The organism is Streptomyces sp. NPDC046727 (genome assembly GCF_040645635.1).
Classification (GTDB): Bacteria; Actinomycetota; Actinomycetes; order Streptomycetales; family Streptomycetaceae; genus Streptomyces.
Window position 1 is genome coordinate 79,325 of record NZ_JBEYYR010000024.1, and the last position, 26,462, is coordinate 105,786.

Annotated in this window: 24 protein-coding genes and 3 tRNA genes; 12 read left to right on the top strand and 15 right to left on the bottom strand. The window is 73.3% G+C overall.

From position 1 onward, the window contains the following. Positions 1-122: 122 nt before the first annotated feature. Positions 123-1,325, top strand: a complete 1,203-nt coding sequence (locus ABZ937_RS26870; protein WP_361695932.1) for a sigma-70 family RNA polymerase sigma factor — start codon at positions 123-125, stop codon at positions 1,323-1,325. 31 nt (positions 1,326-1,356) lie between these two features. Here the strand turns inward: ABZ937_RS26870 and ABZ937_RS26875 are convergent, their stop codons facing one another. From ABZ937_RS26875 to ABZ937_RS26890, 4 genes are all read right to left on the bottom strand, one after another. Further along, a complete protein-coding gene (locus ABZ937_RS26875; protein ID WP_361695883.1) occupies positions 1,357-3,285 on the bottom strand; it encodes an ABC transporter ATP-binding protein in 1,929 nt (642 codons plus the stop codon). Beyond that, entirely contained in the window at positions 3,285-5,018 is a 1,734-nt protein-coding gene (locus ABZ937_RS26880; protein ID WP_361695884.1) for an ABC transporter ATP-binding protein, read from the bottom strand. The genes ABZ937_RS26875 and ABZ937_RS26880 overlap by 1 nt, the downstream gene beginning before the upstream one ends. 114 nt (positions 5,019-5,132) lie before the next feature. After that, the gene (locus ABZ937_RS26885) at positions 5,133-6,584 is read right to left on the bottom strand and encodes an FGGY family carbohydrate kinase (protein ID WP_361695885.1); all 1,452 of its coding nucleotides are present in this window, start codon (positions 6,582-6,584) and stop codon (positions 5,133-5,135) included. A 73-nt stretch (positions 6,585-6,657) separates the two neighbouring features. Then, positions 6,658-6,963: a YtxH domain-containing protein gene (locus ABZ937_RS26890; RefSeq protein ID WP_361695887.1), complete on the bottom strand. Its 306-nt coding sequence runs from the start codon at positions 6,961-6,963 to the stop codon at positions 6,658-6,660. 158 nt (positions 6,964-7,121) lie between these two features. Between ABZ937_RS26890 and ABZ937_RS26895 the strand changes: the two genes are divergently transcribed. The 3 genes from ABZ937_RS26895 (at position 7,122) to ABZ937_RS26905 (ending at position 7,524) form a co-directional block, all read left to right on the top strand. Next, a tRNA-Asn gene (locus tag ABZ937_RS26895) sits at positions 7,122-7,194 on the top strand. Positions 7,195-7,200: 6 nt separating this feature from the next. Beyond that, positions 7,201-7,273, top strand: a tRNA-Asn gene (locus tag ABZ937_RS26900). 174 nt (positions 7,274-7,447) lie between these two features. Further along, a tRNA-Ile gene (locus ABZ937_RS26905) sits at positions 7,448-7,524 on the top strand. Here the strand turns inward: ABZ937_RS26905 and ABZ937_RS26910 are convergent. From ABZ937_RS26910 to ABZ937_RS26920, 3 genes are all read right to left on the bottom strand, one after another. Then, positions 7,481-7,888: a hypothetical protein gene (locus tag ABZ937_RS26910; RefSeq protein ID WP_361695933.1), complete on the bottom strand. Its 408-nt coding sequence runs from the start codon at positions 7,886-7,888 to the stop codon at positions 7,481-7,483. The genes ABZ937_RS26905 and ABZ937_RS26910 overlap by 44 nt on opposite strands. A gap of 52 nt (positions 7,889-7,940) precedes the next feature. Further along, positions 7,941-8,204 carry a hypothetical protein gene (locus tag ABZ937_RS26915; protein WP_361695888.1) on the bottom strand — a complete coding sequence of 88 codons (264 nt, stop codon included), beginning with the start codon at positions 8,202-8,204 and terminating at the stop codon, positions 7,941-7,943. Between the two features lie 98 nt (positions 8,205-8,302). After that, a complete protein-coding gene (locus tag ABZ937_RS26920; protein WP_361695889.1) occupies positions 8,303-9,541 on the bottom strand; it encodes an MFS transporter in 1,239 nt (412 codons plus the stop codon). Here ABZ937_RS26920 and ABZ937_RS26925 point away from each other — a divergent pair. Continuing rightward, positions 9,536-10,069, top strand: coding sequence for an HAD hydrolase-like protein (locus ABZ937_RS26925; protein WP_361695890.1), 534 nt, complete (start codon positions 9,536-9,538; stop codon positions 10,067-10,069). The genes ABZ937_RS26920 and ABZ937_RS26925 overlap by 6 nt on opposite strands. Here ABZ937_RS26925 and ABZ937_RS26930 read toward each other — a convergent pair. The 7 genes from ABZ937_RS26930 to ABZ937_RS26960 are packed head-to-tail and all read right to left on the bottom strand — an operon-like array spanning position 10,066 to position 16,601. Then, complete coding sequence (locus tag ABZ937_RS26930) at positions 10,066-11,181, bottom strand: hypothetical protein (RefSeq protein ID WP_361695891.1); 1,116 nt, start codon at positions 11,179-11,181, stop codon at positions 10,066-10,068. The genes ABZ937_RS26925 and ABZ937_RS26930 overlap by 4 nt on opposite strands. Positions 11,182-11,206: 25 nt before the next feature. Next, positions 11,207-12,130: a methyltransferase domain-containing protein gene (locus tag ABZ937_RS26935; RefSeq protein ID WP_361695892.1), complete on the bottom strand. Its 924-nt coding sequence runs from the start codon at positions 12,128-12,130 to the stop codon at positions 11,207-11,209. Positions 12,131-12,180: 50 nt separating this feature from the next. Continuing rightward, positions 12,181-13,164, bottom strand: a complete 984-nt coding sequence (locus ABZ937_RS26940; RefSeq protein ID WP_361695893.1) for an ornithine carbamoyltransferase — start codon at positions 13,162-13,164, stop codon at positions 12,181-12,183. A gap of 38 nt (positions 13,165-13,202) precedes the next feature. Next, positions 13,203-13,718 (bottom strand): hypothetical protein, encoded by a 516-nt coding sequence (locus ABZ937_RS26945; protein WP_361695894.1) that lies wholly within the window; start codon positions 13,716-13,718, stop codon positions 13,203-13,205. After that, positions 13,715-14,662, bottom strand: coding sequence for a diiron oxygenase (locus tag ABZ937_RS26950; protein WP_361695895.1), 948 nt, complete (start codon positions 14,660-14,662; stop codon positions 13,715-13,717). The genes ABZ937_RS26945 and ABZ937_RS26950 overlap by 4 nt, the downstream gene beginning before the upstream one ends. Continuing rightward, positions 14,659-15,675: a pyridoxal-phosphate dependent enzyme gene (locus ABZ937_RS26955; RefSeq protein WP_361695896.1), complete on the bottom strand. Its 1,017-nt coding sequence runs from the start codon at positions 15,673-15,675 to the stop codon at positions 14,659-14,661. The genes ABZ937_RS26950 and ABZ937_RS26955 overlap by 4 nt, the downstream gene beginning before the upstream one ends. After that, positions 15,675-16,601 carry a polysaccharide deacetylase gene (locus ABZ937_RS26960; RefSeq protein ID WP_361695897.1) on the bottom strand — a complete coding sequence of 309 codons (927 nt, stop codon included), beginning with the start codon at positions 16,599-16,601 and terminating at the stop codon, positions 15,675-15,677. The genes ABZ937_RS26955 and ABZ937_RS26960 overlap by 1 nt, the downstream gene beginning before the upstream one ends. Before the next feature lie 250 nt (positions 16,602-16,851). Between ABZ937_RS26960 and ABZ937_RS26965 the strand changes: the two genes are divergently transcribed. From ABZ937_RS26965 to thpD, 3 genes are all read left to right on the top strand, one after another. Further along, positions 16,852-18,123, top strand: coding sequence for a M20 family metallopeptidase (locus ABZ937_RS26965; protein WP_361695898.1), 1,272 nt, complete (start codon positions 16,852-16,854; stop codon positions 18,121-18,123). A 155-nt stretch (positions 18,124-18,278) separates the two neighbouring features. Continuing rightward, the gene (locus tag ABZ937_RS26970) at positions 18,279-19,169 is read left to right on the top strand and encodes a GNAT family N-acetyltransferase (RefSeq protein ID WP_361695899.1); all 891 of its coding nucleotides are present in this window, start codon (positions 18,279-18,281) and stop codon (positions 19,167-19,169) included. Beyond that, positions 19,166-20,092, top strand: a complete 927-nt coding sequence (gene thpD, locus ABZ937_RS26975) for an ectoine hydroxylase (protein ID WP_361695900.1) — start codon at positions 19,166-19,168, stop codon at positions 20,090-20,092. The genes ABZ937_RS26970 and thpD overlap by 4 nt, the downstream gene beginning before the upstream one ends. Before the next feature lie 10 nt (positions 20,093-20,102). On the opposite strand, the gene ABZ937_RS26980 is transcribed toward thpD, so the two are convergent. Beyond that, positions 20,103-20,726 carry a hypothetical protein gene (locus ABZ937_RS26980; protein WP_361695901.1) on the bottom strand — a complete coding sequence of 208 codons (624 nt, stop codon included), beginning with the start codon at positions 20,724-20,726 and terminating at the stop codon, positions 20,103-20,105. 249 nt (positions 20,727-20,975) lie between these two features. Here ABZ937_RS26980 and ABZ937_RS26985 point away from each other — a divergent pair, with 249 nt between their 5' ends. The 4 genes from ABZ937_RS26985 (at position 20,976) to ABZ937_RS27000 (ending at position 26,408) form a co-directional block, all read left to right on the top strand. Continuing rightward, the gene (locus ABZ937_RS26985) at positions 20,976-21,761 is read left to right on the top strand and encodes a phytanoyl-CoA dioxygenase family protein (RefSeq protein WP_361695902.1); all 786 of its coding nucleotides are present in this window, start codon (positions 20,976-20,978) and stop codon (positions 21,759-21,761) included. A gap of 78 nt (positions 21,762-21,839) precedes the next feature. Continuing rightward, positions 21,840-23,699: an NAD(P)-dependent oxidoreductase gene (locus tag ABZ937_RS26990; RefSeq protein WP_361695903.1), complete on the top strand. Its 1,860-nt coding sequence runs from the start codon at positions 21,840-21,842 to the stop codon at positions 23,697-23,699. Positions 23,700-23,701: 2 nt separating this feature from the next. Next, positions 23,702-25,099, top strand: coding sequence for an MFS transporter (locus ABZ937_RS26995; RefSeq protein ID WP_361695904.1), 1,398 nt, complete (start codon positions 23,702-23,704; stop codon positions 25,097-25,099). Positions 25,100-25,148: 49 nt separating this feature from the next. Further along, positions 25,149-26,408 (top strand): nucleotide sugar dehydrogenase, encoded by a 1,260-nt coding sequence (locus ABZ937_RS27000; RefSeq protein ID WP_361695905.1) that lies wholly within the window; start codon positions 25,149-25,151, stop codon positions 26,406-26,408. Positions 26,409-26,462 lie beyond the last annotated feature (54 nt).

The following is a 26,462-nucleotide window of genomic DNA, read 5'->3' on the forward strand; positions in this document are numbered from 1 at the left end:
CCCGGCCCAGTGGGCGCAGTTGCCAATCGCATAGTCCAACGAGCTGAGTAACGGACCGGTGACGGGGCGGACGCAAAAAGTCACCGCACGACCCTCGTGGCGGGGTTGTGTCGTACTCCACACTGGGGGCGGTGCCCGAGCCTCGGAGCGCACGCTGCCGCACATCTTCAGCAGCGATCATCCTGGAGGTCGCCCCCGTGCAGACCCAGACCCACAGCAGCACCAGCGCCACCATCATCACCGCGGACGAGCAGGACGCGGAGGCGGACGTCCTCGCGGCCGTACCCCCGCAGGGCCCCGGCGCCCTGCACCCGGAGGCGGTGCCCGTGGAGCCGGCGGAACCGCCCGCCGAGGCACTCGCCGACGAGCCCGAGGAGCCCGAGGCGCCAGCCGTCGTCCGGGCCGACTCCGGGGGCCCCTCGGCCGATCTGTTCCGCCAGTACCTGCGCGAGATCGGCCGCATCCCGCTGCTCACCGCCGCCGAGGAGGTGGAACTCGCCCGCCGGGTGGAGGCCGGCCTGTTCGCGGAGGAGAAGCTGGGCAACACCCCCGACCTGGACAGCCGGCTGGAGCTCGATCTGGACCGGCTCGTCGTCATGGGCCGGATGGCCAAGCGCCGGCTCATCGAGGCGAACCTGCGGCTCGTGGTCTCCGTCGCCAAGCGGTACGTCGGCCGCGGGCTGACCATGCTCGACCTGGTCCAGGAGGGCAACCTCGGGCTGATCCGGGCCGTGGAGAAGTTCGACTACGCGCGCGGCTACAAGTTCTCGACGTACGCGACCTGGTGGATCCGCCAGGCCATGTCCCGCGCCCTGGCCGACCAGGCCCGCACCATACGCGTCCCGGTCCACGTGGTGGAGCTGATCAACCGGGTCGTCCGGGTCCAGCGCCGGATGCTCCAGGAGCGCGGCTACGAGCCGACGGCGGACGAGGTCGCCGCCCATCTGGACCTGCCGCCCGAGCGGGTCGGCGAGGTGCTGCGCCTGGCCCAGGAGCCGGTGTCGCTGCACGCCCCGGTCGGCGAGGAGGACGACGTCGCCCTCGGCGACCTCATCGAGGACGGCGACGCGGCGAGCCCGGTGGAGTCCGCCGCCTTCCTGCTGCTGCGGGAGCACCTGGAGGCCGTCCTGTCCACGCTCGGCGAACGCGAGCGGAAGGTCGTCCAGCTCCGCTACGGCCTGGCCGACGGCCGCCCGCGCACGCTGGAGGAGATAGGGCGCATCTTCGGGGTGACGCGGGAACGGATCCGGCAGATCGAGTCGAAGACCCTGAACAAGCTCCGGGACCACGCCTTCGCGGATCAGCTCAGGGGCTACCTGGACTGAGGGGCCGCCGCCGCGCAGCGGCCCCCTGCGCCTAGTCCACCTCGGCCACGGCCTGCGCGAACTGGGCCTTGTACAGCCGGGCGTACGCCCCGTCCGCCGCCAACAGCTCCGTGTGCGCGCCCTGCTCGACGATGGAGCCGTTCTCCATCACCAGGATCGTGTCCGCGTCCCGGATCGTCGACAGACGGTGTGCGATCACGAACGACGTACGGCCCGCCGCCAGCTTGGCCATCGCCTTCTGGATCAGCACCTCGGTCCGGGTGTCGACCGAACTCGTCGCCTCGTCCAGCACCAGGATCGTCGGGTCGGACAGGAACGCCCGCGCGATGGTGATCAGCTGCTTCTCGCCGGCGCTGACGCCCGTGCCCTCGTCGTCGATCACGGTGTCGTACCCGTCGGGCAGCGTGCGGACGAAGCGGTCCGCGTGGGCCGCGCGCGCGGCCTCCTCGATCTCGCCCCGGGTGACCTCCCGCGACGCGCCGTACGCGATGTTCTCCGCGATGGTGCCGCCGAACAGCCAGGTGTCCTGGAGCACCATGCCGATCCCGGCCCGGAGTTCGTCGCGGGTCATCTTCCGGATGTCGACCCCGTCCAGGGTGATCCGGCCGCCGGACACGTCGTAGAACCGCATCAGCAGGTTGACCAGCGTGGTCTTGCCCGCCCCTGTCGGGCCGACGATGGCCACCGTGTGCCCCGGCTCGACCGTGAGCGTCAGGTCCTCGATCAGCGGCTTCTCGGGGTCGTACCGGAAGGAGACGTGCTCCAGGCGTACGCGCCCGCGCAGCTCCTCGGGGCGCTCGCCCGGCACCGGATCCGCCTCCTGCTCCTCCGCGTCCAGGAGTTCGAAGATCCGCTCGGCCGAGGCGACACCCGACTGCACCAGGTTCGCCATCGACGCGACCTGCGTCAGCGGCATCGAGAACTGCCGCGAGTACTGGATGAACGCCTGGACGTCACCGATGGAGAGGGTGCCCGAGGCGACGCGCAGACCGCCGACGACCGCGACCAGCACGTAGTTCAGGTTCGACACGAACATCATCAGCGGCTGCATCACACCGCTGTTGAACTGCGCCTTGAACCCGGCCTCGTACAGCGCCTCGTTCTGCTCGGCGAACTGCTGCGCCGACTCGTCCTGCCGGCCGAACACCTTCACCAGGGTGTGCCCGGTGTACATCTCCTCGATGTGCGCGTTCAGCTTGCCGGTGGTGCGCCACTGCTGCACGAAGTGCGGCTGCGACCGCTTGCCGACCCGGGTGGCGACCACGAACGACAGCGGCACGGTGACCAGCGCGACCAGCGCGAGGATCCAGGAGACCCAGAACATCATCGCGAGCACGCCGATGATGGTCAGCACCGAGTTGATCAGCTGGCCCATCGACTGCTGGAGCGTCTGCCCGATGTTGTCGATGTCGTTGGTGGCCCGGGAGAGCACCTCGCCGCGCTGGCGCTTGTCGAAGTACGACAGCGGCAGCCGCGACAGCTTCGCCTGCACGTCCTCCCGCAGCCGGTACATCGTGCGGTTCACGGCCCGGTTGACCAGCCGGGTCGCGATGGCCATCAGCAGGCCCGCGACCAGGAACGTACCGAGCGCGAGCAGCAGCACGTCCCCCACGGCGCCGAAGTCGATGCCCTTGCCGGGGGTGAAGTCGGTGCCCTTCAGCATGTCCGCCATCTGACCCTGGCCGCGCTCGCGCATGGAGTCGAGCACCTGGTCCTTGGTGGCGCCGTGGGGCATGTTCCGGCCGATGATGCCGGCGAACACCAGGTCGGTGGCCCGGCCGAGGATCTTCGGGCCGATCACGTTGAGGCCCACGCTGATGACCACGCACAGCAGCAGGCCGTAGATCGTGAGCCGTTCCGGTCTGAACTGGGCGACGAGCCGCTTGCCCGACCCCTTGAAGTCCATCGAGCGCTGGTCGGGGCCGCCCCCGGCCATCATGCGTCCCATGGGCCCGGCCATCAGGCGGCCTCCGCTTCCGTCAGCTGGGAGAGCACGATCTCCCGGTAGGTCTCGTTCGTCGCCATCAGCTCGGAGTGCCGGCCGGAGCCGACCACCCGGCCCTCGTCCAGCACGATGATCCGGTCGGCGTCCCGGATGGTCGCCACTCGCTGGGCGACGATGACGACGGTCGCCTCCGCCGTCTCCTGGGCCAGCGCGGCGCGCAGGGCCGCGTCGGTGGCGTAGTCGAGCGCGGAGAAGGAGTCGTCGAAGAGGTAGATCTCCGGGCGCTGCACCAGCGTGCGGGCGATGGCGAGCCGCTGCCGCTGACCGCCGGAGACATTCGTACCGCCCTGCGCGATCGGGGCGTCCAGGCCGCCCTCCAGCTTCCGCACGAAGTCCTTGGCCTGCGCCACCTCCAGCGCGTGCCACAGCTCCTCGTCGGTGGCGTCCGGGTTGCCGTAGCGCAGGTTCGTGGCGACGGTGCCCGCGAACAGGTACGGCTTCTGGGGCACGAGTCCGACCGTCCCGGCGAGCAGCCGCGGGTCGACCTCCTGGACGTCCACGCCGTTCACCAGGACCTCGCCCTCGGTGGTGTCGAAGAGCCGGGGGACGAGTCCGAGCAGCGTCGACTTGCCGCTGCCGGTGGAGCCGATCACGGCGGTCGTCTCGCCCGGCCGGGCCACCAGGTCGATGGACTTCAGCACCGGCTCCTCGGCGCCCGGATAGCGGAAGCCCGCGCCCCGGATCTCCAGGTGCCCGTGCGCGCGCAGCTCGGTGACGGGAGCCGCCGGCGGCACGACGCTGGAATCGGTCTCCAGGACCTCCTGGATGCGCTCGGCGCAGACCTCCGCGCGCGGCACCATCATGAACATGAAGGTGGCCATCATCACGGACATGACGATCTGCATCAGATAGGCGAGGAACGCGGTCAGGTCGCCGATGGCCATCCCGCCGCTGTCGATGCGGTGGGCGCCGAACCACACCACCGCGATGGACGACAGGTTCACCACCGTCATGACGATCGGGAACATCAGGGCGAGCATCCGGCCGGTGGCCATCTGCATGTCGGTCAGCTCGGCGTTGGCCTTCCCGAACCGGCCCTGCTCGTACTCGTCCCGGACGAAGGCGCGGATCACCCGGTTGCCGGTGATCTGCTCGCGCAGCACCCGGTTCACCGTGTCCAGTCGGACCTGCATCGACCGGAACAGCGGGCGCAGCCGGCGCACGATCAGCGTCACGGAGATGCCGAGCACCGGCACGACCGCGACCAGCACCCCGGACAGCGGTACGTCCAGGCCGAGGGCCAGCACGATGCCGCCCACGCACATGATGGGCGCCGACACCATCAGGGTGAACGTCATCAGGGCCAGCATCTGGACCTGCTGGACGTCGTTCGTCGTACGGGTGATGAGCGAGGGCGCCCCGAAGTGACCGACCTCACGTGCGGAGAAGGACTGCACCCGGTTGAAGACGGCGGCCCGCACGTCCCGGCCGAGCGCGGAGGCGGTCCGGGCGCCGTAGTACACGGCACCGATGTTGCACACGACCTGCGCCAGCGAGATGCCGATCATCAGGGCGCCGAAGGACAGGATGTAGCCCGTGTCGCCCTTCACGACACCGTTGTCGATGATGTCCGCGTTCAGAGTGGGCAGGTAGAGGGTGGCGCAGGTCTGCAGGAACTGCAGCAGCACCAGAAGGGCTATGGGTTTCTTGTAGGGCCTGAGATAGGTCCGCAGAAGTCGTATGAGCACGCTACGTCTCTCGGAGTCGACGACAGGGGCTGGTCGGTTGCCCTTGGCCCCTATCGTCGAACACTCCACCCGCGTTACCTCAACCGATTATTCCGGCGGGACGCATTGCTCCGGCTAGGCGTGGAACGCGCCCGGATGGGTCTGCTCCCGCACCGCCGTGAACTGCTGCCGGACCGCCTGCCCGACGGCCAGCTCGTCGCCCGGCTCCAGCACCTGCGCCGCCGCGCCCTGCCAGGCCGGCGGGGTGCGCGGATCGAGGGTGCCCTGCGACACCCCGAGCGCCCAGGCCGCCTGCCGGGCCGCGCCGATCGCCGCGTAGTCCGCGGGCTGCGGTACGACGACCTGGGCGCCGAACAGCGACGGCGCCGAGGCCTGCACGGCGGGCAGCTCGGCGGCCGGGCCGAGCAGGAAGATCCGCCGTACGTCCACGCCCCGCCCGCGCAGCACGTCCAGCGCGTCCGCGAGCCCGCACAGCATGCCCTCGAACGCGGCCCGCGCCAGATGCTCGGGCTTCATCGACTCGCGCCGCAGTCCGGCGAGGGTCCCGGCGGTGTGCGGCAGATTCGGCGTCCGCTCACCCTCCAGATAGGGGAGGAGGACGAGGCCATGGGCGCCCGGCGTGGACTTCATCGCCAGGTCGGACAGGCTCTCCAGATCCGGCAGGCCGAGGAGTTCGGCGGTGCCGCGCAGGGCGCGTACGGCGTTCAGGGTGGTGACGACCGGCAGGTGCATGCCGGTCGCGTCGGCCAGGGAGGTGATCATCCCGCTCTGGTCGGCGAGCGCCTCCGGGTGCACGGCCATCACCGAGCCCGACGCGCCGAGGGAGACGACCGCGTCGCCCAGTCCGATGCCGAGCCCGAACGCGGCGGCCATCGTCTCGCCGGTGCCGGCGGAGATCAGCAGCCCCTCCGGGGTCGTACCGGCCGCGTCCGCCGGGCCGATCACCTCCGGCAGCATCGCCTGGTGGCCGAGCGCCAGCTCGACCAGGTCGGGCCGGTAGGCGCCGGTGGCCGCCGACCAGTACCCGGTGCCGGAGGCCCCGCCGCGGTCGGTGGTCCGGCGCACGGGCCGGCCGAGCAGCTGCCAGACGAGCCAGTCGTGGGCCTGCAGCAGCATCGCCGTGCGCAGCGCGTTCTCCGGCTCGCTCTTCGCGAGCCAGCGCAGCTTGGTGACCGGGCGGGCCGCCTGGGGCACGGAGCCGACGGCCTGCGCCCATGCCTCCCGGCCGCCGAGCGCGTCCACGAGGTCCGCCGCCGCGACCTGGGCGCGCTTGTCGCCGCCGACCAGGGCGGGGCGGACGGTGTTGCCCTGGGCGTCCAGCGGGACCACCGCGTTCTGCTGCGCCGACACGCCGATGGCCTGCACGCCCTCCAGCAGGCCGCCCCCCGCGGCCTCGCCGAGGGACAGCAGCCAGGCCTGCGGGTCGACGTCGCTCGGGCGCGCGCCGTCCGGCGCTTCGACCGGATGCGGCGCGTATCCCTGGCGGAGTACGGCGCCGGTGTCTGTGTCGCAGACCACGATGCGCGTGAAGTCCGGTGAACTGTCCAAGCCGGCGACTATCCCCATGCTGAGAATTTTGCAGCATCCCTGCGCATGGTTCGGCCAGGACGCCCAGTCGCCCTGGCCGCCGGCCGCGGACCTACGTGTCGCTCGTGCCCCAGTCGTCCTCCGGCGTGCCGTTGACGCTGCGCTCGCGCAGGGACCGGACGCGCTGGGCCACCGACTCCGGGACCCGGTCGCCGACCTTGTCGCTGACCGTGTGGAAGGCCTTGCCGACGTAGACGCGGCCCTGCTGGGCGGCCGTCTCGGCGGTGTTGCGGACCGCGGGGTTCTGCGCGATCCCGCGGGCCGACTTCTTCAGCTGCTCGTAGCGCTCCCGTCCGGCCCGCGTACCTAGTACGTAACCGAGGGCCAGTCCGGCGAGGAACGTGAGCCGGTAGCGCATGGCTGCCACCCTTCCCGTGCGTAGGTCTGTGGTGCGGCGCTGGTGCCGAGGGGTACCGATTGGCGGAGCACCCCCCTGCTTGCGCTAATGTATGTGTCGCAGCGAGCGAGCGCCCCCTGGCGAATACCCAGGTAGGTACGTTCGATGCAACGAGGCGATCCTCCGTAGCTCAATTGGCAGAGCAGCCGGCTGTTAACCGGCAGGTTACTGGTTCGAGTCCAGTCGGGGGAGCTTCGGTCCTCCGTAGCTCAATTGGCAGAGCAGCCGGCTGTTAACCGGCAGGTTACTGGTTCGAGTCCAGTCGGGGGAGCGCTGAACGAGGACCCCTCCGGGGTCCTTTTTCATGTCCGCGGGAACCACCGCGCCCGCGGGGCTGTCCTCAAGGTCATGAGCAGCGCAGAAGCCGACCATCCGAAGCAGGAGATCGTATGAGCGGCTATGCTGCGGCAGACGGCGCGCACACATGTACGCGACACGCCGCTATGGGGCGGTAGCTCAGCCGGTTAGAGCAGCGGACTCATAATCCGTCGGCCGTGGGTTCGAGTCCCACCCGCCCCACCAGGCACCGCAGGCGCAGAAACGATGTGACCTGTGGTGACGCGGGGACGGTGGCCGCCACGCCGAGAGGGCGGCCACCGTTCACCCGAGCGGCGCCGAGATCATCAGTGACTCGCCCCGACGGCACCTCCGCAACGCAGCGTTTGCTCGGGAGGGTGGAGAAGCAGGCGGTGGGGCCGTCGGCGACGATGGGCTCGCCCTTCGCCGTCCGGCCGGCGTTGTCGGCGGCGGGACAGTCGTTGACGTTGATGGCGACACGCTCGATCGAGATGCCGGCGCGGGGGGAGAGGCCGAGCGACATGACGAGGTCCGGGTCCGTCTCCAGTACCGGCTTGCGCAGCACCTTCAGGGACTCGCGTACTTGCACGGCAGTTGAACGGAACGTCTAACGGATCGAAACCTGTCACCAGTACGCGGGATCATCCGCAAGTCCCTTTCTGCTGAGGGCCGTTGGCGGTGATCGGCCGCTGGTCGATGGAGACGTAAGCGCCGTTCATGGTGGCCTGTCCGCCGGGCAGCACCCAGCCTTCGTACGGGCCGAAGCAGCCGGCGTTCGGGTAGACGTAGGCCGTCCGGTTCGTGTTGTTGACGACGGACACCAGGAAGCCGCCCGCCGCGGGCGTGCCGGCGGCGCCGAGAGCGGTGGCGAGACAGGCGCCGACGGCGGCGAGGAACGTGCGCACGATGCTGTCCCTTCGATCCGTGCTTCTGTGCGGTTCCTCCCCATCTGTTTGATTTGTTCCCCGCTCTTTACCGAGTGTTCGCCCGAGCGGACGCCGCGTCAGGCGTACGTCGCCGCAGGATCGGTGGGCAGGGCGTGCCGGCGTTGCAGCACGGCGACCGCGGCGGCGGACAGGGTGCCGAGCGCGGCGCAGCAGGCCCAGGGGAGCCAGGTCCGGCCGGTGTCGGCGGCCCGGTCCATCACCCAGCCGACCCCGCCGGTGCAGGCCGCGCCGACGGTGCCCGACAGGACGTGGAACAGGCCGAAGTAGGCGCCCGTCGTAGGGTCGGTGGCGTACCGCGAGACCAGTTCCATGGCCGGCGGCTGGGCGACCATCACGCCCAGGTGGAGCAGGAGCGCGCCGAGGACGAGCGGGGCGAGCCGTACGGCGGTGCCGGTCGTGCCGAGGCTGTCCGTCAGGGCCGGGGGGAGGAAGCCGAGCCCTATGAGCAGCACGCCGGGCGCGATCCACGTCTCCGTGCCGCCGCGCTGCCGGGTCAGGGCGGTGACGCGCAGCTGGAGCAGCAGGTTCGCCACCGTGCCCACCAGGGGCAGCAGGGCGGCGGCACTGTCCCAGCCGGAGGCCCGGCGGGCGCTCTCGGTGAAGAGCAGATACACCTGGCTCTCCAGCGCCGACATGCCCGACATGGTGAGCGCGAAGGCCAGGAACGCGTGATGGCCGAGGGCCTCGCGCCAGTCGCGTAACACGGTGCTCGCGGCGGGCCGGACGTGGTGCTCGGGCAGCACGAAGAACTGAGCCACCGTCAGGACGCCGAACACGGCGGCCGCGGCGAGCGCGGTGACCCGGAAGTCGATGAGGCACAGCGCGCTGCCCAGCAGCAGGCCGAGCAGTCCGCCGGTGGTGGCGAAGACGTTGAACAGGGCGAACGCCTCGGCCTTGCGGTCGGCGGCGGCCTCGGCGACGTAGGCCCGCACCGCCGGGTAGAACAGCGCGCCCGCCAGCCCGCTGAGCACCGACGCGGCCAGCGCGGCCGGCACGCCGTCGCCGAAGGCGAAGAGCGCGAAGCCGGCCGTGCGCACCGCGCAGCCGAACGGGATGACCCGGTGCGCGCCCAGCCGGTCGGCGGCCGTGCCGCCCACCACGAACAGGCCGTGCTGGCTGAGCTGGCGGGCGCCCAGGACGGCGCCGGTGGCCGCCGCGGACAGGTGGAGGTCGTCGCTGAGGTGGGTGGAGAGGTAGGGGATCAGCAGGTAGAAGCCGACGTCGATGCCGAGTCGGTTGACGAGGAGCAGGCGGATGGTCGGCGGAAAGCTTCGAACGGTGCGGAAGGTGTGCATGGCACCAACACCGACCTGACCGCGCCCACCCAGCGGGGCGTCGCCCCCGGCAACGGCGCGCTGGTCGCGGTGGTACGGGCCGCCACCGGGGCGGAGCCGGTCGTCGCGGGCAAGCCGTCGGCCGCCCTGCTCCGGGAGGCCGCCGAGCGGGCCGAGGCGCGCCGGCCGCTGATGGTGGGCGACAGCCTGGACACCGACGTACAGGGCGCGCGCCGGGCCGGGTACGACAGCCTGCTGGTCCTCACCGGCCGCACCGGCCCGGCCGACCTGCTGACCGCGCCGCCGCACCGCAGGCCCACCCATGTCGGCCGGGATCTACGGGCGTTGTGCGCGCCGCCACTGGCCGCCGGCCGGCAGGCCGACGGGTCGTGGCGGTGCCAGGGCTGGCACGCCCGGGTCGAGGACGAGGAGTTGCTGCTGACGGGACGCGGCGACCTGGGCGCCGGACTGTGGGCGGCCTGCACGGCGGCCTGGTCCGCCCCCGCGCCGCCGGACCCGGCCCGAGCCCCCGCGGCGCTCGACCTCTAGCCCGGCCCGGCGATGAGCCGGGCGATCTCGGAGGTGGTGTACCCGCGCTCGAAGTGCCGCGGCTCGGACAGCATCAGCGACACCAGCCGGTGCAGCAGCGCGGCGTAGCCCTCCGGCGTGCCCGGCCAGCGCGTCGCGTCCAGCATCCACGGCGGGGTGTCCGGGGAGAGGGCCGCCCCGCCCTCCCGCATCAGGGACTTGGAGAGCTTGGCGCCGGACGCGGACAGGACGACCGGCGTGAACACGCGGGCCGGCGGACGGCTGTCCGGGAAGCAGAGGAACGCCTCGTCCAGCAGCCGGCAACCCGCCGCCCAGTCCGCGCCCTTGACGACGACGGGCAGGGCCTCGTCCCGGTCGGCCAGCCGCTCCTTGACGAGGTTGCGGTGTAGCGTGCTCAGCCCGAGCCACCCCTGACCGTCGGGCCGTACGTCGGTCTCGTACCGCCCGTGGTCGAGGCAGAGCGCGGCGAACCGGGCCCGCCGGCCGTCGGCGTCGAGGAGTTCGGTGTGCTCGCCGGACTTCTGCAGCCAGCCGCACTCCGGGCAGGGCACGCTGACCGGCACCTGCCCGCTGGACGGCGCCAGCGTCCAGCGCAGCCGCTCCCACTGGCCGAGAGAGGCCAGGAACTCCTCACGGAAGGCGGGCGTCCGCTGCTGCCGGGTGTACGTCTCGACGGTGTACGGCACCCCGGTCAGCGCGGTGAGCGCGTCGAACAGGCCGCCGTAGAACCGTTTCACCAGCTCCTCGATCCGGGCCGGACCCAGCGCGTGGTGGTACGACCGCGTGTACGTGGTGCCGGTGCGCGGGCAGACGCGGGTGTCGTGCGGGGCGTTGTCCAGCGCGCCGAAACGGAGCGCGGGCCGCACCCCGAGCCGGTCCCGGGCGGACCGGGCCAGCAGGAAGGCCGCCGTCTGCATGACATCGGTGCCGAGGTGCGGCGCCCCGTTGATCTGCACCCCCGCGTACAGGGCCACCCGCCGGGACGGGCGGGCGCGCAGCCGGGGGCGGACGACGTCGACGCTGTGCTCGACGGCGCCGGCGGTGACGTTGACGGGCGAGACCAGCGCGGCGGGTATGGGCGGCTCGGGGTCGTGCGGGACGGGCGAGGACATGGGGGAGGCTCCCTGGGCGGGCGGACTACCAGTGGTGGCGGGCGACTGCGGGCGGCAGGTCCAGGACGCGCACGGGCCACGGCGGCGGGGCCCCGCCCGGCGCGTCCAGGCTCTCCAGCCGGGTGCCGGTGGACCGGGCCGCCGTGTGCAGCAGATCCATGAGTTCCTTGGCGCTGCCGGCCTGTTCGGTGTCGGTGTCGGTGTCGGTGGCGCGGCGGCAGGCCAGACCGACGACGAAGTACGCGAGCGGGTCCGGGCCGGACCGCCACAGCACGGCCTCGCCGCGCTCCTCCAGGGCGAGGACCCGCTCGGGGTGGCGCAGGGTGAACGCGCCGAACGGCAGGGGGCACAGGGTCACGGTGGCGATCCGGTAGCCCGCCTCGGCGAGCAGGGCCACCGCGCGGCGCGGGGTCGAGTAGCTGCCGATGGTGAGGCCGAGGTCCGCGCCGAGGGCGCGGGCGTGCCCGATGATGGCCCCGGCCCACTTGAGGCCGTCCGCGCCGCCGCTGATCGAGGGCCGCTCCCGGGCCGCCTCCGGGGGCAGCGGCACATAGGCGGGGTTGCTGGTGACGACGATCGGGCCGGGCAGCTCCCCGGGCGCGGTCGCCAGCAGCTCCCGGGGGCTCAGCACGGAGTAGTCGCCGAGCGCGAAGGTGACCCGCCCGTCGGGCGAGGCGTGGTGCCGCTCGGCCCAGCGCAGGGTCTGGCGGCCCGAGTCGACGCCGTGCACGCGGGCCGCTCCGGCCCGCGCCATGGCGGCGGCCGCCGCACCGCTGCCCGAACCGAGGTCCAGTACGGTGCCCCCGCCACCGGGCGGCAGCAGATCGGCGGCGACCCACACCCCGATCTCGGTGTCGGCCGGTTCGAAGAAGACCTCGGGTTCCCCGGGCGGGGTCAGATCCCGCGCGGTGAGGTGGGTGTACTCGCCCACGCGTGAGACAGGCGGCATGGCGCGCTCCTTCCGTACGGGTTGATGTGAGGGCGGCGTTGCGCGGGGGGTCAGCCGGGCGGCGCCCCGGCCACGTGCTCCAGGACGGCCATGGCGCTGGGCAGTTTCATCGCGGACTGGGTCCAGGCCAGGGACCGGGGCCCGTCCAGAACCTCTCCCGCGACCTCGTCGCCCCGGTGGGCCGGCAGGTCGTGCAGGAAGACGGCGCGCGGCCACCGCGCCAGCAGCGCGCCGTCCACGTGGAAGGGGCGGAACGCCTGCCGCCAGGAGGCGTCCGGCTTGCTGGTGCCGGTGGTCTGCCAGCGCGTGGTGTACACGACGTCCGCCGCCGCGGGCGCGTCCGCGAGGTCGTGGATCTCGTCGAGCCGGGCCCCGGTGGCCTCGGCGCTCTTGCGGGCCGCGGCCAGCGCGTCCCCGGGCAGGCCGTAGCCGGGCGGGGTGGCGAAGGTGACCCGGGCGCCGGGTACCGCCGCCAGCCCGTGGGCGAGGGCCGTGGCCGTGTTGTTGCCCTCCCCGGCGTACAGCACCCGGATGCCGGTCAGGTCGCCGAAGGCCAGGGCCAGCACGGCGAGGTCGGACACGCCCTGGGTGGGGTGCTCCTCGGTCGCCATCGCGTTGACCACGGGCAGCCGGCCCGCCCGGGACAGCTCCCGCAGCTCCGCGAGCGGTCCCGCGGTGCGCGCGACCAGCAGGTCGAGCATGGCGCCGAGGACCCGGCCGGTGTCCGGCACCGACTCGCCGGTGTTCAGCTGGAGATCGGCGGGGCCGTACACGACGGGCGTGCCGCCGAGCCGTACGGCGCCGCTCTGGAAGGCGGTCCGGGTGCGGGTGGAGGTACGGGTGAACAGCACGCCGACGAGCCGGTCCCGCAGCGGCCGGTCGTGCGCGCCCCGGTCCCGGAACAGCTCGACGGACCGGGCGACGAGCCGGAGCAGCCGCTCGGGCGGCAACTCGGCCAGCGTGAACAGTCCTCGCTCCGGTGCGGGGGCCGGGACACCGAGGAGGGAGGGGAGTTCACCGGCTGTGTCACGCATGGGCAGTCCACCTCTTCGTGTGACGGGAAGGGCGCGGCTCAGCACAGACGCAGGCGCCGGCCCGACTTGTGGCGCAGGGCGACCTCGTGGACGGCACCGAGGAGCGCCACGTCCAGGACGGCCATGCCGAACGGGTTGCTGACGACATGCCCGGGGCCGGGCCGCACCGCCGGGACCACGCCGGCGAGGACCTGGCCGAGGGTGCCGTTGATGCCCCGCCCGCCCACCGGCCCCGGCTCCCGGGCCGTGACCCGGCCGTCCCGCATCAGCGTGCCCAGCACCCGGCGCGGGTTGTCCGCGACCAGGTCCACGTCGTCGACGTACAGGGCCTGAGCGCCGAGCAGGGCGTCGGGCAGCAGGTCCGACAGCGAGACATGGGCGACGAAGGTGCCCGGCCGCAGCCAGGCCGCGGTCAGGTAGCCCTCGCCGGCGCCGCGGGCGTGCCGGACCAGCGCGTCGGTGACGACCTGGCACACATCGATCCCGGCCGCGCACTCCAGTACGTCCGCCCGGTCGGGGAAGAGCAGTTCCTCCGCCGGGAAGCGTTCCGTCATGGGCCGTCCCCTTCCGCCTCGGTCAGCAGTCCCGCCGCGTGGAAGGCGTCCCGGGCACCGTCGACCGCGAGCACGCCCGTCTCCTCGAAGAGCCGCAGCGCGTGCCGCGCCGCCTCGCGCATCCCCCGCTCCGTCGCGGCGCGCGGATAGGAGTCCCGTACGACCTCCTCCACTCGCGCCGCGCCGAGCCCCGCCGCGGTCAGCGCGGCCCGCACCGGGCGCAGGTCGGGCAGCAGGCTGTTGCGGATCAGCCCCGGCAGGCAGCGGGCGGTGCGGACCCGCTCCGGGGGCGACTGCCGGGCCCACAGCTCCCGGAAGAAGCGGGCGAAGAACACGTGGTGCCAGCCCTCGTCCCGGGCGTGGTCCCGCACGATCTGCCGGACCACGGTCAGTACGCGGTCGTCCTTGGGCACGTCGTTGAGGATCGCGGTGACCAGCGTCTCGAACACGACGACCTGGAGCAGCTGCGCCAGCACCGGCTCTCCGGGCAGCGCCGCCCGGCCGACCGCGTCGAGCCGCTCCCGGAACGGCGTGAAGTCGTACGGCACCGGCTCGATCCCGGAGGCGTCCGCGATCTGCCGGATGACGTCGAAGCTGTACAGCGCGTGGTAGCCCTCGTCGCAGTAGATCCGGAAGGCGTCGAGCCGGGTCGCCGCGGTGCTGTCGACGCCGGCGCGGCCCGTCGCGATGCGCTGGGTGGCCCGGTTGACCACCTCGGTCTCGAAGTGGGTGGTGAAGCCGAGGTACTGGAACAGGTGCCGGGCGGCCAGCGCGTCCCGCGCGCCGGCGGGCAGGGCCCGCACCAGGGGGTGGTCGCCGTACGGGACGAGGGCCGGCGGGAAGTACAGCTGACCGCCGCGCAGTTCGTCCCGCAGCAGCCGGCGGGGGTCCCGGCGGACGCCCGCCCTCGTGTACCAGTCCCGCTCCTCGCTGTCCGCGTTCACCGGGCTCCCTCGGTCAGCGGCCCCGAGCCGTCGACGGCGAGCACCCGTACGCCGGGCAGCGGGGCGGCCCCGGTCATGCCGTGCGCGCGGCGCCAGACCGGGGAGTAGACGGTGTCCAGGTACCGGTCGGCGCCGTCGGGGCACAGACAGGCGGCGCGGGTGCGCCGGGCGTCGGCCCGGAACAGCCGCAGCGCCGCCGCGACCAGGGCGCCCGCACTGGCGCCGACGCCGATCCCGGTGGTGTCGCGCAGCCACAGGCACACCGTCACCGCCTCCTCCGGCTCAACGTACACCGTGGGCCGGTGGCCGTCGGGGAGAAAGGCCGACGGGCGGCTGGAGCCGAACCCGGACAGCGGACGGGGGCCCGCCGGGCCGCCCAGGGCCACCGAACCGGCCGCGTCCACCCCGACCAGCTCCCAGTCGGGGCCGGACTCGGCGACGTACCGCCGGAACCCGGCGAGCGTGCCCCCGGTGGACACGGCCACCAGGACGCTCATCGGCGCCCCGCGCGTCTGCCGGTGCAGCTCGGGCGCGGTGCCGCTCGCGTGGGCGGCCGGGTTGGCCGGGTTGCGGTACTGGTCGGTCCACACCAGGGCCGGCCGCTCGTCGAGCAGGGCCCGCACCCGGGCCAGCCGGCCCAGGAGGTAGCCGCCGGCGCCGTCCGGGGTGTCCACGGTGACGACCCGGGCGCCGAGCGCGCGGATGTCGTACAGCAGCGCGGCACTGGTGCGCGGGTCGACCACCGCGGTGAACGGCACCCGGTGGGCGGCGGCCAGCGCGGCCGGCGCCAGACCGAGATTGCCGGACGTGGACTCCACCAGCCCCGCGCCCGGATCCACCCGGCCCGCCACGTCCCGCCACAGGGCCAGCGCCGTACGCCCCTTGACGGACCCGTACGGGTTGTAGCCCTCCAGCTTCAGCCACAGCTCCCGCGGGATGCCGGCGACCTCCACCCCGAGGCGGACCACCGGCGTCGGCGCCAGGCCGTCCCGCGGCCCCGGCACCCACGTCATCAGGGCGCGCCGTTTCCGGACGCCTCCTGCCACACGTACCGCGCGACCTGGGCATGGGTCGCGAACCAGACGTCACCGAGGGCGCCCATGTGGTCCAGCAGCTCGGCCAGGACCACGATCCGGGAGCGGTGCCCGATCACGTGCGGATGCATCGTCAGCTGGAACAGGCCGCCCTCCGCGCGGGCCGCGTCGAACTCGTCCCGCCACAGCGGGATCAGCTGCCGGGGCGGGGTGTAGGGGCGCACGGCGGAGTAGCGGTCCATGTTCAGGTAGGCCGCGTCGTCCCGGATCCACTCCGGGGGGATCTCCACCACGCCGGTGGGCTCGCCCCGGGCGAGCAGCTCGTACGGCTCGTCGTCCGCCATGAGGGACGAGTCGTAGACGAGGCCCAGCTCGCGGGTGATGTCCAGGGTGTGCTCGCTGAAGTCCCAGGAGGGCGTGCGGATGCCCACCGGGCGTCGGCCCGTGATCCGCTCCAGGGCGTCCGCGCTCCGGAAGGCGAGGTCCCGCTCGTGTTTGTGCTCCAGCTCCATGTTCCGTTCGTGGATCCAGCCGTGCAGGGCGACCTCGTGCCCGGCCTCGACATAGCCGCGGGCCTCCTGCGGACGCAGCAGGGCGGACACGGCCGGCATGAAGAACGTCGCGGGTACGCCGTGCCGCTCCAGCAGACGCAGGACGCGGGGCACGCCGACGCGGGCGCCGTACTCGCCCTGCGACAGCTTGCCGGGCAGGACCTCGCCGTCCCGGAGCGGGATCGTCTCGTGGTCGGGGTCGAAGGAGAGCGCCACCGCACAGCGCGCCCCGCCCGGCCAGGACGCCGGTTTGAGGCCGCGTCCGGCGCGCACCCGGCCGACGTGCCGCCGCCACTCCGTCTCCTCCCATTCCCAGGGCTGCCGGGCTGCTCCCGCGGACGCAGACTTGGCCATCGAACGGTCCTCACCCTCACTCGGGCCTGCGGGTGTCCTCAGTCGAGCATGTCAGCGCGTCGGCCCCTGGTCAGCGGGCGGAATCCGCCATGCTGTCAGCAGCAGGCGCTGTCCGGATCCGGTGCCACGGGTCCGTCGGGGACTGTCCGGCCCGCCCCGCCGTCCCTACGGTGGGGGAGCACCGCCTCCTCGTGTGCCGCCGCTGCGGGCCGCGCCGCCATGGGCCGGGCCCGGGAAGGAGAACGGCCGCATGACACCCGCTCCCCGGGCCGCTCACGGCACGCCGGACGCCACTGCCGTCACCACCGCCGGTCCGGCCCTGCTGGACGAGGCGCGCCGGCTGGCCCCCGAAGCGGTCGCCCTGCGCCGCGCCCTGCACCGCGGCCCGGAACTGGGCCTGGACCTGCCGGCCACCCAGCGCCTGGTCCTCGACGCGCTCGACGGACTCGGCCTGGAGATCCGTACCGGCCGCGCCCTGTCCTCCGTGACCGCGACCCTCACCGGGGCGGCCGACGGCCCGGTGATCCTGCTGCGCGCCGACATGGACGCGCTGCCGGTCACCGAGGACACCGGGCTGCCGTTCGCCTCGCGGAACCCGGGGCTGATGCACGCCTGCGGGCACGACGCCCACACGGCGATGCTGGTGGGCGCGGCCCGGCTGCTCGCCGGGCGGCGGGACGCGCTCCCGGGGCGCGTGGTGTTCATGTTCCAGCCCGGCGAGGAGGGCGAGCACGGCGCCCGGCACATGATCGAGGAGGGGGTGCTGGAGGCGTCCGGCGAGCGCGCCGACGCCGCCTTCGCCCTGCATGTGCAGCCCCGCCTGCCGGCCGGCGCGCTACGGCTGCGGCCGGGGCCGCAGATGGCGGCCTCCGACCGGTTCCGGGTCGTCGTCCGGGGACGCGGCGGGCACGCCTCGGCGCCGCACACCACCATCGACCCGGTGCCGGTGGCCTGCGAGATCGTGCTCGCCCTGCAGACGATGGTCAGCCGCACGCTGGCCGCCGACGACAGCGCCGTGCTCAGCGTGACCCGGCTGGCCGCGAGCACCGCCCACGCCGTCATCCCGGACACCGCCGAACTGGCCGGCACCGTGCGGACGCTGGCCGAGCCGACCCGGCAGCGGCTGCACGAGGCGATCGTCCGGGTCGCCCACGGGGTGGCCGCCGCGCACGGGGCGACCGCGGAGGCGACCGTCACCACCGGCTACCCGGTCACCGTCAACGACCCCGGGTTCACCGACCTCGTCCTGCGCACCGCCGCCGGCACGCTCGGCGCGGAGGCGGTGGACGTCATGCCGGCCGCGCCGCTGACGGCGGAGGACTTCTCGTACGTGCTGCGGGCCGTGCCCGGCGCCCTGGCCTTCCTCGGCGCGTGCCCGCCGGGCGTGGCCCCGCACGAGGCCCCCTCGCTGCACTCGGCGCGCATGGACATCGACGAGGACGTGATCGCCACGGGCATCGCCTGCGAGGCCGCAGTGGCCCTGGCCTTCCTCACCGGCGACGAACCGGAGCGGCCCCGATGACCACCACCGACCCACCGGCACCTCCGTCCGGGACAGGGGCCGCGCGCCCGGGCGAGGACGCACCGGTGACTGCCTCGGGTGCGCCGGTTGCCGAGTCCGGCGTGCCGCCTCTCGCCTCCGGCGTACGGGCCGCGCGCTCGGGTGATGACGTCCCGGTGACTGCCTCTGGTGCGCCGACGCCGGCCTCCGGCGTGCCGGCGCCCTCCTCCGGTGTGCCGGTGCCCGCTCCTGACAAGTCGGTGGCGGCTCTCGCCGAGCCGGTGCCCGTTCACGGCGTGCCGCCTCTCGCCTCCGGTGTGCCTGTTGCCGAGTCCGGTGCGATGCCCGCCCCCGACAGGCCGGTGGTGGCTCTCGACAAGCCGGTGCCCGCCCGCGTCGTGCCGCTTCTCCCTTCCGACGTACGGGCCGCCCGCCCAGGTGAAGACGTGCCGACGTCCGCCTCCGGCATGCCGGCCAACGAGGCCGGCGTACCGGTGCCCGCCCCCGGCAAGGCGGTGCCCGCCCCCGCCGTGCCGCTTGCCCCCTTCGGCATACAGGCCGCCCGTCCCGGTGACCTGGAGCAGGTGGAGGCGCTGTGGATGGAGGCGAGGCGGTGGCTCGCCGGGCGGGGGCTGGATCAGTGGCAGTATCCGCCGCGTCGGTGGCGGTGGGTGGAGGCCATCGAGGCGGGTGACTGTCACCTCGTCCTCCGCGCCGGCCGGCCCGTCGCCACGATCACCGTCGACGAGCGGGCCGACCCGGAGTGGTGGTCCGCCGACGACCCCTCGTCCGCCCTCTACGTCCACGACCTCGCGGTGAGCCGGGCGGTCGCCGGGCAGGCGCTCGGCGCCCGGCTGCTGGACTGGGCGAGCGCGCTGGCGGCCCGGCGGGGCAAGCGCTGGCTGCGGCTGGACGCGTGGAAGACGAACGGCCCGCTGCACCGCTACTACCTGGAGCAGGGCTTCGCACTCCTGCGGATCGTGGACCTCCCGCACCGCAACTCCGGCGCCCTGTTCCAGCGCCCGGCCACCGCACCGCCCCCCGAACGGGAGGAGAGCCGGCGATGACCAGTACGGCGCGTTCGGTCGGCGCCGGGGACCCGTACCCGACGCGCACTCCCGAGGCCGTGGCCCCGTTCCCGCGGCGGCACCCGGTGGTCTGGCGGCCCGGGGCGGACGGCCCGCTGTCCGCCGCCGAACTCGACGCCTACGACCGTGACGGCTGCCTGCACCTCCACGCGCTGCTCTCCGGTGCGCAGACGGCGGCCTGCCTGGCGGAGACCGCGCGGCTGGCGGCCGACGGCTCGCTGCGCGGGTCGGGGCGGGTGGTGCCGGAGCCCGACGGCGACGGTGTCCGCTCGGTGTTCGAGGTGCACGCGCTGAGCGACACGTTCCGCGCGGTCGTGCACTCCGCGCGGCTCGCCGGCATCGCCCGCCAGATCCTGGGCTCGGACGTGTACGTCCACCAGACCCGGGTGAACCTGAAGTCCGCGTTCGACGGCTCCGGTTTCGGCTGGCACTCGGACTTCGAGACCTGGCACTCGGAGGACGGCATGCCCGCGCCGCGCGCCCTGAGCCTGTCGATCGCCCTGACCGACAACGCCCCGCACAACGGCCCCCTCATGATCATCCCGGGGGCGCACCGCACCTTCGTGCCGTCCGCCGGCGAGACACCGCCCGACTACCACCGCACATCGCTGCGGGGGAAGAACCTGCCCGCGGGACCGGCGGACCGTACCGCGGTCGCCGCGCTCGCCCGGGACCTGGGCATCCGCCAGTTCACCGGACCGGCGGGGTCGGCGGTGGCCTTCGACTCCAACAGCCTGCACGCCTCCGCCCCGAACGTCTCGCCGTTCCCGCGGACCAACCTCTTCGTCGTCTACAACAGCGTGGAGAACGCCATCGGAACGCCGTACGCGGCCCCGCGCCCCCGCCCCGCCTATCTGGCGAGCCGCACCTTCACACCCGTACCGCGCGAGGGCGACGGCTGAACCGGCGGTCTCACGCGGCCGGTTCAGGGAACCAGGACACCATCTCCTGGTACTCCTTCGGGGTCTCGCCCGTGCCGGTCAGCCAGTCGGCCTCGCCCCGCTCCCACTCGTGGGCGCGGTGGCGGGCGCCGAGTTCCTCGACGAGCTCGGCGGCCAGCCGGGAGGCCTCGTACAGGTCCTGGTCGGTGGTCTGGGAGCTGGCGGCGACGATCAGGCCGCGCACCTCGGCCGAGTGGCCGTAGCGGAAGGCGCCGGTGCCGAGCAGGTGCGGATCGGTGTGCACGGACGTGCCGTTGTCGCCGCCGAGGCGCCGGTGCGCGACGGCCTTGGCCGCGGCCTTGGGGAGGAAGCGGCGCGCGTCGTCCCCGATCGTGAGGGCGCCGAGTACGGCGTCGGCGGGGGCGGTGCCCGCATCCGCCGTCGGGTCGAGGACGACGAAGCCCATCGCGGGGCGCGGGTAGGGGCCGCGCGGAGCCTCGCCCTCCGGCGCCTCGTGATTGCGCCGGACGCTCTCGGCCCGGCGCCGGCCCAGCTCCGCCAGCAGTTCGGTCAGTTCCTCGTCCGTGAGCATGTACGCGTAGGGATTGCGGCGCACCGCCGCCTCGACGCGGAGTGTGCCGGCCGTGCTCGTCACGCCTGTCTCCTCCTTGCTGCGCTGCCCGTTGCCCGGTGAACCGTAGCCGCTTGATCAACTGCACGCTATAGGTCTGGACCATTTTTCTGATCACTGTTGACCTTGGGGCGGCGGCCCCCGTAGATTCCCGTCCCGTCATGATCAATGGTCCAGACCAGCTCTTCGAAGGCTCGCTGGACTTTCCATTCGACGATCCCCCTTCTCGGGGTGCGCTGTGCTCTCAGTCCGCTGGGAGAAGGGGCGAAGGGGATGTTTGTCTTGACGACGCAGGTGCTTTCCGACCTTGCGCAGAAGTTCACGGCCGACGGATTCGCCGCCGTCGGAGAACTCGTATCACCCGGTGAACTCGCGGTTTACCGGGACATCTACGACCGTTTCCTGAGCGGTGACATCGAGGCGGGCGACAAGCGCTCCGATCTCGGTTCCCACGTGCCGCGCAAGGACGGCATCCGGGAGAACATCACCCAGATCATGTGGCCGTCGGCCCTCCACCCGCCACTGCGGGAACTCCCCCTGCACCGCAAGGCGCTCTCCGTCGCCCGCGAACTCATCGGCGCCGACGCGGAACTCGACTTCGACATGATGATCCACAAGGATCCGCACACCGCCGTCCCCACGCCCTGGCACCAGGACGCGGCCTACTGGATCGACATGCCCGACCACCGGGCCGTCTCCCTCTGGGTGGCGCTGGACGACGCCGACGTCGACAACGGCTGCATGTGGTACGTGCGCGGCTCGCACGAGAAGCCGCTGCGCCCGCACCGGCCGACCGGCGACGGCAAGAACATCGAGTGCGACTGCTCCGAGGACGAGCCGGGCGCCACCCCGGTGCCACTGCGGGCGGGGGAAGCAGTGGCCCACTCCGGCTTCACGCTGCACTACTCCCGGGGCAACACCACGGACGGCACGCGCCGCGCCTACATCCTCAACTACCGCCCCGCCGCCATGATCCGGCACGAACGCGCGCGGGGCGCGGACCACGGCCTGGGCGAGAACGTGCGCCAGGTCCGCAACGCGGGCTTCGCCGAGGACTGACCACCCAGGTCGCCGACACCCCCACCGCCGGGCCGGCCCCACCACCGGCCCGGCCCCCAACAGCCAGATGGGAAAGCTGTGAACGCTGTCGTTCTGACCGGTGCCGTGATGACCCACCCGCGACGCCGCGCCGCGGCCGAGGCCATCGCGGCCAAGGACCCACGGGGGCGCGTCCGCGTCGTCACCGACCCGGACCCCTCCGGCCCGCCCACCGCGCTGCGCACCGCGAACCCGTCCTGGAGCAGCGTCGGGACGGACGCCACCCACCACGTGGTCTTCCAGGACGACGTCCTCATCGCCGAGGACTTCTTCCCCTACCTGGAAAAGGTCGCCGCCGCCGTCCCCGGTGAGGCGGTCGCCTTCTACGAGGGCTGGGAAGGCAGAAACAGCGGTGTCGTACGCCTCGGCGCGCTCACCGGCGCGCATTGGGCGTACGCCATCGACGAACACGTACCCTCCCTCGCCCTGATGCTGCCCGGCGAAGCCGCCCGCGGATACGAGCGATTCGCGGCGGAACACGGCGACGGCTGGCCCTACGACGTGGTGATCCAGCGGTATCTCAAGGCGCTCGGTATTCCGGTGCGCATCGCCGTCCCCAGTACGGTCGACCACGACGACGTACCGAGCATCGCCGGAAACAGCACCCACGGATGGCGCCGCGCCACTTTCTTCACCGACCGCGCGTCCTTTTCCCCCGAACCGGACGACATCTGCCCCGCATTCTCCGTGGTGCCCTTCTACCAGTACGGCGAGTCCAAATGCGCGGTACGGCAGGCGGAAGGCCGGGAGGTCCTGGACACCGACCGGTATCTGCGGCGCATCGGCCTGCTCGACCGCTGCGAGACGGGCCTCGCGGCGGCGGACCTGCCCGAGCTGCCCGGCACCGTGTGCCGGCAGGTGTGGCTCACCGCCTTCGCGACCGGAGTCGCGCTGGCCGGCCTGACCGAGCGGGACCCCGACCCCGCCGTGGCGGCGGCGGTGATGGACTCCCTCGGCCCCGGCGGCCTGTGCGAGGAGTACACCGGCGCCGAACTCGTCCCGATGATCCCGCTCGTCCGCGAACTCGCCCTGACCGCCCTCGACGCCGGCCGGGCCGCCCACCGCGCCACCGTCGGCACCTCCCGCCCCGCCCCCGCACCCGGCGTCGTCGTCACCGGCGGCGACCCGGCCTTCGCCGCGCAGCTGGCGCGGCTGCTGACCGACGCGGGCTGCGCCGCCGCGCACACCGAACGGCTGGACCCGCAGCGGTCACCGGACACCGTGGTCCACCTCGGCACCCCGCACGACACCGGCTACCCGCTGCCGGACCTGCTCGCCGACGCCGAGAAGCTCGGCGCGCGGCGGCTGCTCCACGTGAGTTCGGCCGCCGTCTACCGGGGCGGCGCCGCCGAGGACCGCACCGAGGACTCCGTGCGCGAGCGCCCGACGGACGCGGAGGCCCGGCTGTGGTGGGACGCGGAGGAGCAGTGCCGGACCTGGGGCCGGCAGACGGGGACACCCGTGCAGATCGTGCGGTGCGCCGAGCCGGTGGGCCCGCACGCCCCGCTGAGCGGGGTCCTCGCCGACTGGATGCTGCGGGCCTGGACCCGGCGCCCCATGCCCCTGACCGAGGGCCGCCGGCACCAGATCGTGGACTACCGCGACATGGCCGACGCCCTCGCCGCGCTCCTCGCCCGTCCGGCCGGCGCCGGGGTCTACAACGTCGCGTCCGCCGGCTACGACGAGACCGCGTTCGCCGAGCTGGTCACCGAGACGGCCCGCCGCACCCCGTGGGAGCAGGCACCGGCCGCCGCACCGCACACCCCGGTCATGTCCACCGCCCTGATCACCGCCGAGACGGGCTGGCGGCCGTCGGCGTCCGTGCCGGGCGGCGCCCGGGCCCAGGCCCAGTGGCTGGCCTGCGACACCCATGACGACCTCGGCGGACTGTGGGCCTGACGATGGCGGAGAAACAGGCGGCACCCGAGCCGGCCGCGGCCACGGAGAGCGGGATCTTCTCGCCGGCCCACCTCGCCGCCACCCTGACGTTCGCCGTGGTGATGTTCCTGACCGGGTTCGCCGCCCTGGCCGTGGTGCCCACCCTGCCCACGGCCGCCCGGGAACTGGACGGCGTCTCCCTGTTCCCCGTCGTGGCCGGCTGCTTCGTCGCCGCCAGCCTGTTCGGCGGGGTGTTGGGCGGGCACTGGGCGGACCGGGCGGGCGCCCGCCGGCCCCTGGCGCTCGGCATGGTCCTGTCGGTCCTCACCCTGCTGGTGTCCGCGTCGAGCGTCTCGGTGTGGCAGCTCGCCGCCGGCCGGTTCGTGGACGGACTGGCCGCGGGGATGGTCGCGGTGTCCGTGACCACCGCCATCGGCCAGGCCTACCCCGAGCACCTGCGGCCCCGGATGCTGGCGATGATGAGCGCCAGCTGGGTCATCCCGTCGCTGCTCGGCCCGCCGCTCGCCGGCGTGGTCGTCCAGTGGTGGTCCTGGCGCGCCGTCTTCTACGGCCTGGCCGTGCTGACGGCGCTGCCCGCCGTCGCCCTCGTCGTCGTCCTGCGCAGACCCGCGGACGGCGCCTCAGCCGCCGTACCGCCCGCCGGTGAACGGGCCGCCCGGCCCCCGCTGCTGGTCGCGGCCATGCTCAGCCTGGGCGCGGCGCTCGGCCAGTACGGCGTCTCCGACTGGGACCCGCGCCACCTGGCGTTCGTCGCCGCCGGCGTCGTACTGCTCGCCGTCTTCGCCCCGAGGCTGCTGCCGCGCGGGACCTGGCGCAGCGCCCGCGGACTGCCGACCGCGGTGCTGCTGCGCGGCCTGACCTCCGGCACGTACTTCACCATCGAGGCCCTGGTGCCGCTGATGCTGATCACCGAACGGCGGGTCGCCGCGCTCGTGGTCGGCGTGGCGTTCACCGCCTCCGCGGTGCTGTGGGCCGGCGCCTCCTGGGTGCAGGGCAAGGCGCTCCAGCACGTGGCCCGGCACCGCCTCGTCACGGTGGGCGCCCTCATCATGACCGCGTCCGTCGCCCTCGCGGCGGCCGGCTGCTCCGGCGGCCTCCCCCCGGTCACGGCCGCCGCGGCCATGCCGCTGTCCGCCATCGGCATGGGCCTGCTCGACCCCTGCGTCACCGTGCTCTCCCTCAAGCACAGCCCCCCGCACCGGCAGGGCCACACCACCAGCGCCATGCAGACCAACATGAATCTCGGTCAGGTCGTCGTGCTGGCGCTGGCCTCCGGGGTCCTCAACGCCTGCCTCGCCGCCGGCGCGACCCCGCTCGGCGGCTACCGGCTGGCCTTCGCGCTGCTGCTCCTGCCGACCCTGCTGGTCGCCGTGCTCGCCGTCCGCGCCCGCGGCGACTGACCCCCACTCGTCCATCCGCCCCGCACCCTCCCACTCGAAAGGGACCGTTGTGCGCAGTGACCTTGTCGTCATAGGCCTCGGCTACGTAGGCCTGCCCCTCGCGGTGGAAGCCACCCGCTCCGGACTGACGGTCGTCGGACTCGACAAGAACCCCGAGATCGTCGCCCGCCTCAACGACGGTGTCTCGCACGTCGACGACATCGACGACGCCACCGTCAGCGGCGTCCGCGCCCAGGGCTTCACCGCCACCACCGACGAGAGCGCCGTCGCCGAGACGGACACCGTCGTGATCTGCGTCCCCACCCCGCTCTCCCCGCACGGCGGACCCGACCTGGCCATGGTCGAGAGCGCCTGCGAGGCGATCGGCCGCCACCTGCGGCCCGGCACCCTGGTCGTCCTGGAGTCGACCACCTACCCGGGCACCACCGACGAGGTGGTCCGCCCCCTCCTCGAACGCTCCGGTCTCACCGCGGGACGCGACTTCCACCTGGCCTTCTCCCCGGAACGCGTCGACCCCGGCAACAAGGTCTACGGCATCCGCAACACCCCCAAGGTCGTCGGCGGCCACACCCCCGCCTGCGCCACCGCCGCCGCGGCCTTCTACGGCAAGCTCGTCGACACCGTCGTACAGGCCACCGGCACCCGCGAGGCCGAGATGGCCAAGCTCATCGAGAACACCTACCGGCACGTCAACATCGCGCTGGTCAACGAGATGGCCGTCTTCTGCAACGAACTCGGCATCGACCTGTGGGACGCGATCTCCTGCGCCGCCACCAAACCCTTCGGCTACCAGGCGTTCCGGCCCGGCCCCGGCGTCGGCGGCCACTGCATCCCGATCGACCCCAACTACCTCGCCCACAAGGTCCGCACGCTCGGCTACCCGTTCCGCATGGTCGAACTGGCCCAGGAGATCAACACCCGCATGCCGCGCTACGTCGTGGAACGCGCCCAGCACCTGCTGGACCGGGCCGGCAAGACCCTCGGCGGCGCCCGCGTCCTGCTCCTCGGCGTCACCTACAAGGCGGACATCGCCGACCAGCGGGAGACCTCCGCCCGTGACGTCGTCAAACGGCTGCGGGCCCGCGGCGCCGACATCTCCTACCACGACCCGTACGTGCCCGAGTGGTCCGTCGACGGCACCTCCGTCGCGTCGGCCGCCGACCTGCCCACCGCCCTGGAGACGGCCGACCTGGTCATCCTCCTCCAGCGGCACTCGGCGTTCGACCTCGAAGAGATCCAGCGGCGCGCCCCGCTGCTGCTCGACACCCGCGGCCACGCCCGCCCGCAGCCGCACGTCGAACGCCTCTGACGCCGGTCCTGCCCCTCCTTCTCATCCCGCTGCTCGGGGCATGACGCCCCGCAC

Excerpts from the sequence above, each read along its gene's own strand:
- ABZ937_RS26985 (WP_361695902.1), top strand. The coding sequence starts at position 20,976 with ATGTTTGTCTTGACGACGCAGGTGCTTTCCGACCTTGCGCAGAAGTTC.
- ABZ937_RS26920 (WP_361695889.1), bottom strand. The coding sequence starts at position 9,541 with ATGCACACCTTCCGCACCGTTCGAAGCTTTCCGCCGACCATCCGCCTG.
- ABZ937_RS26995 (WP_361695904.1), top strand. The coding sequence starts at position 23,702 with ATGGCGGAGAAACAGGCGGCACCCGAGCCGGCCGCGGCCACGGAGAGC.
- ABZ937_RS26885 (WP_361695885.1), bottom strand. The coding sequence starts at position 6,584 with ATGGGGATAGTCGCCGGCTTGGACAGTTCACCGGACTTCACGCGCATC.
- ABZ937_RS26935 (WP_361695892.1), bottom strand. The coding sequence starts at position 12,130 with ATGCCGCCTGTCTCACGCGTGGGCGAGTACACCCACCTCACCGCGCGG.
- ABZ937_RS26955 (WP_361695896.1), bottom strand. The coding sequence starts at position 15,675 with ATGACGTGGGTGCCGGGGCCGCGGGACGGCCTGGCGCCGACGCCGGTG.
- ABZ937_RS26960 (WP_361695897.1), bottom strand. The coding sequence starts at position 16,601 with ATGGCCAAGTCTGCGTCCGCGGGAGCAGCCCGGCAGCCCTGGGAATGG.
- ABZ937_RS26890 (WP_361695887.1), bottom strand. The coding sequence starts at position 6,963 with ATGCGCTACCGGCTCACGTTCCTCGCCGGACTGGCCCTCGGTTACGTA.
- thpD (WP_361695900.1), top strand. The coding sequence starts at position 19,166 with ATGACCAGTACGGCGCGTTCGGTCGGCGCCGGGGACCCGTACCCGACG.
- ABZ937_RS26875 (WP_361695883.1), bottom strand. The coding sequence starts at position 3,285 with ATGGCCGGGCCCATGGGACGCATGATGGCCGGGGGCGGCCCCGACCAG.
- ABZ937_RS26965 (WP_361695898.1), top strand. The coding sequence starts at position 16,852 with ATGACACCCGCTCCCCGGGCCGCTCACGGCACGCCGGACGCCACTGCC.
- ABZ937_RS26940 (WP_361695893.1), bottom strand. The coding sequence starts at position 13,164 with ATGCGTGACACAGCCGGTGAACTCCCCTCCCTCCTCGGTGTCCCGGCC.
- ABZ937_RS26945 (WP_361695894.1), bottom strand. The coding sequence starts at position 13,718 with ATGACGGAACGCTTCCCGGCGGAGGAACTGCTCTTCCCCGACCGGGCG.
- ABZ937_RS26930 (WP_361695891.1), bottom strand. The coding sequence starts at position 11,181 with ATGTCCTCGCCCGTCCCGCACGACCCCGAGCCGCCCATACCCGCCGCG.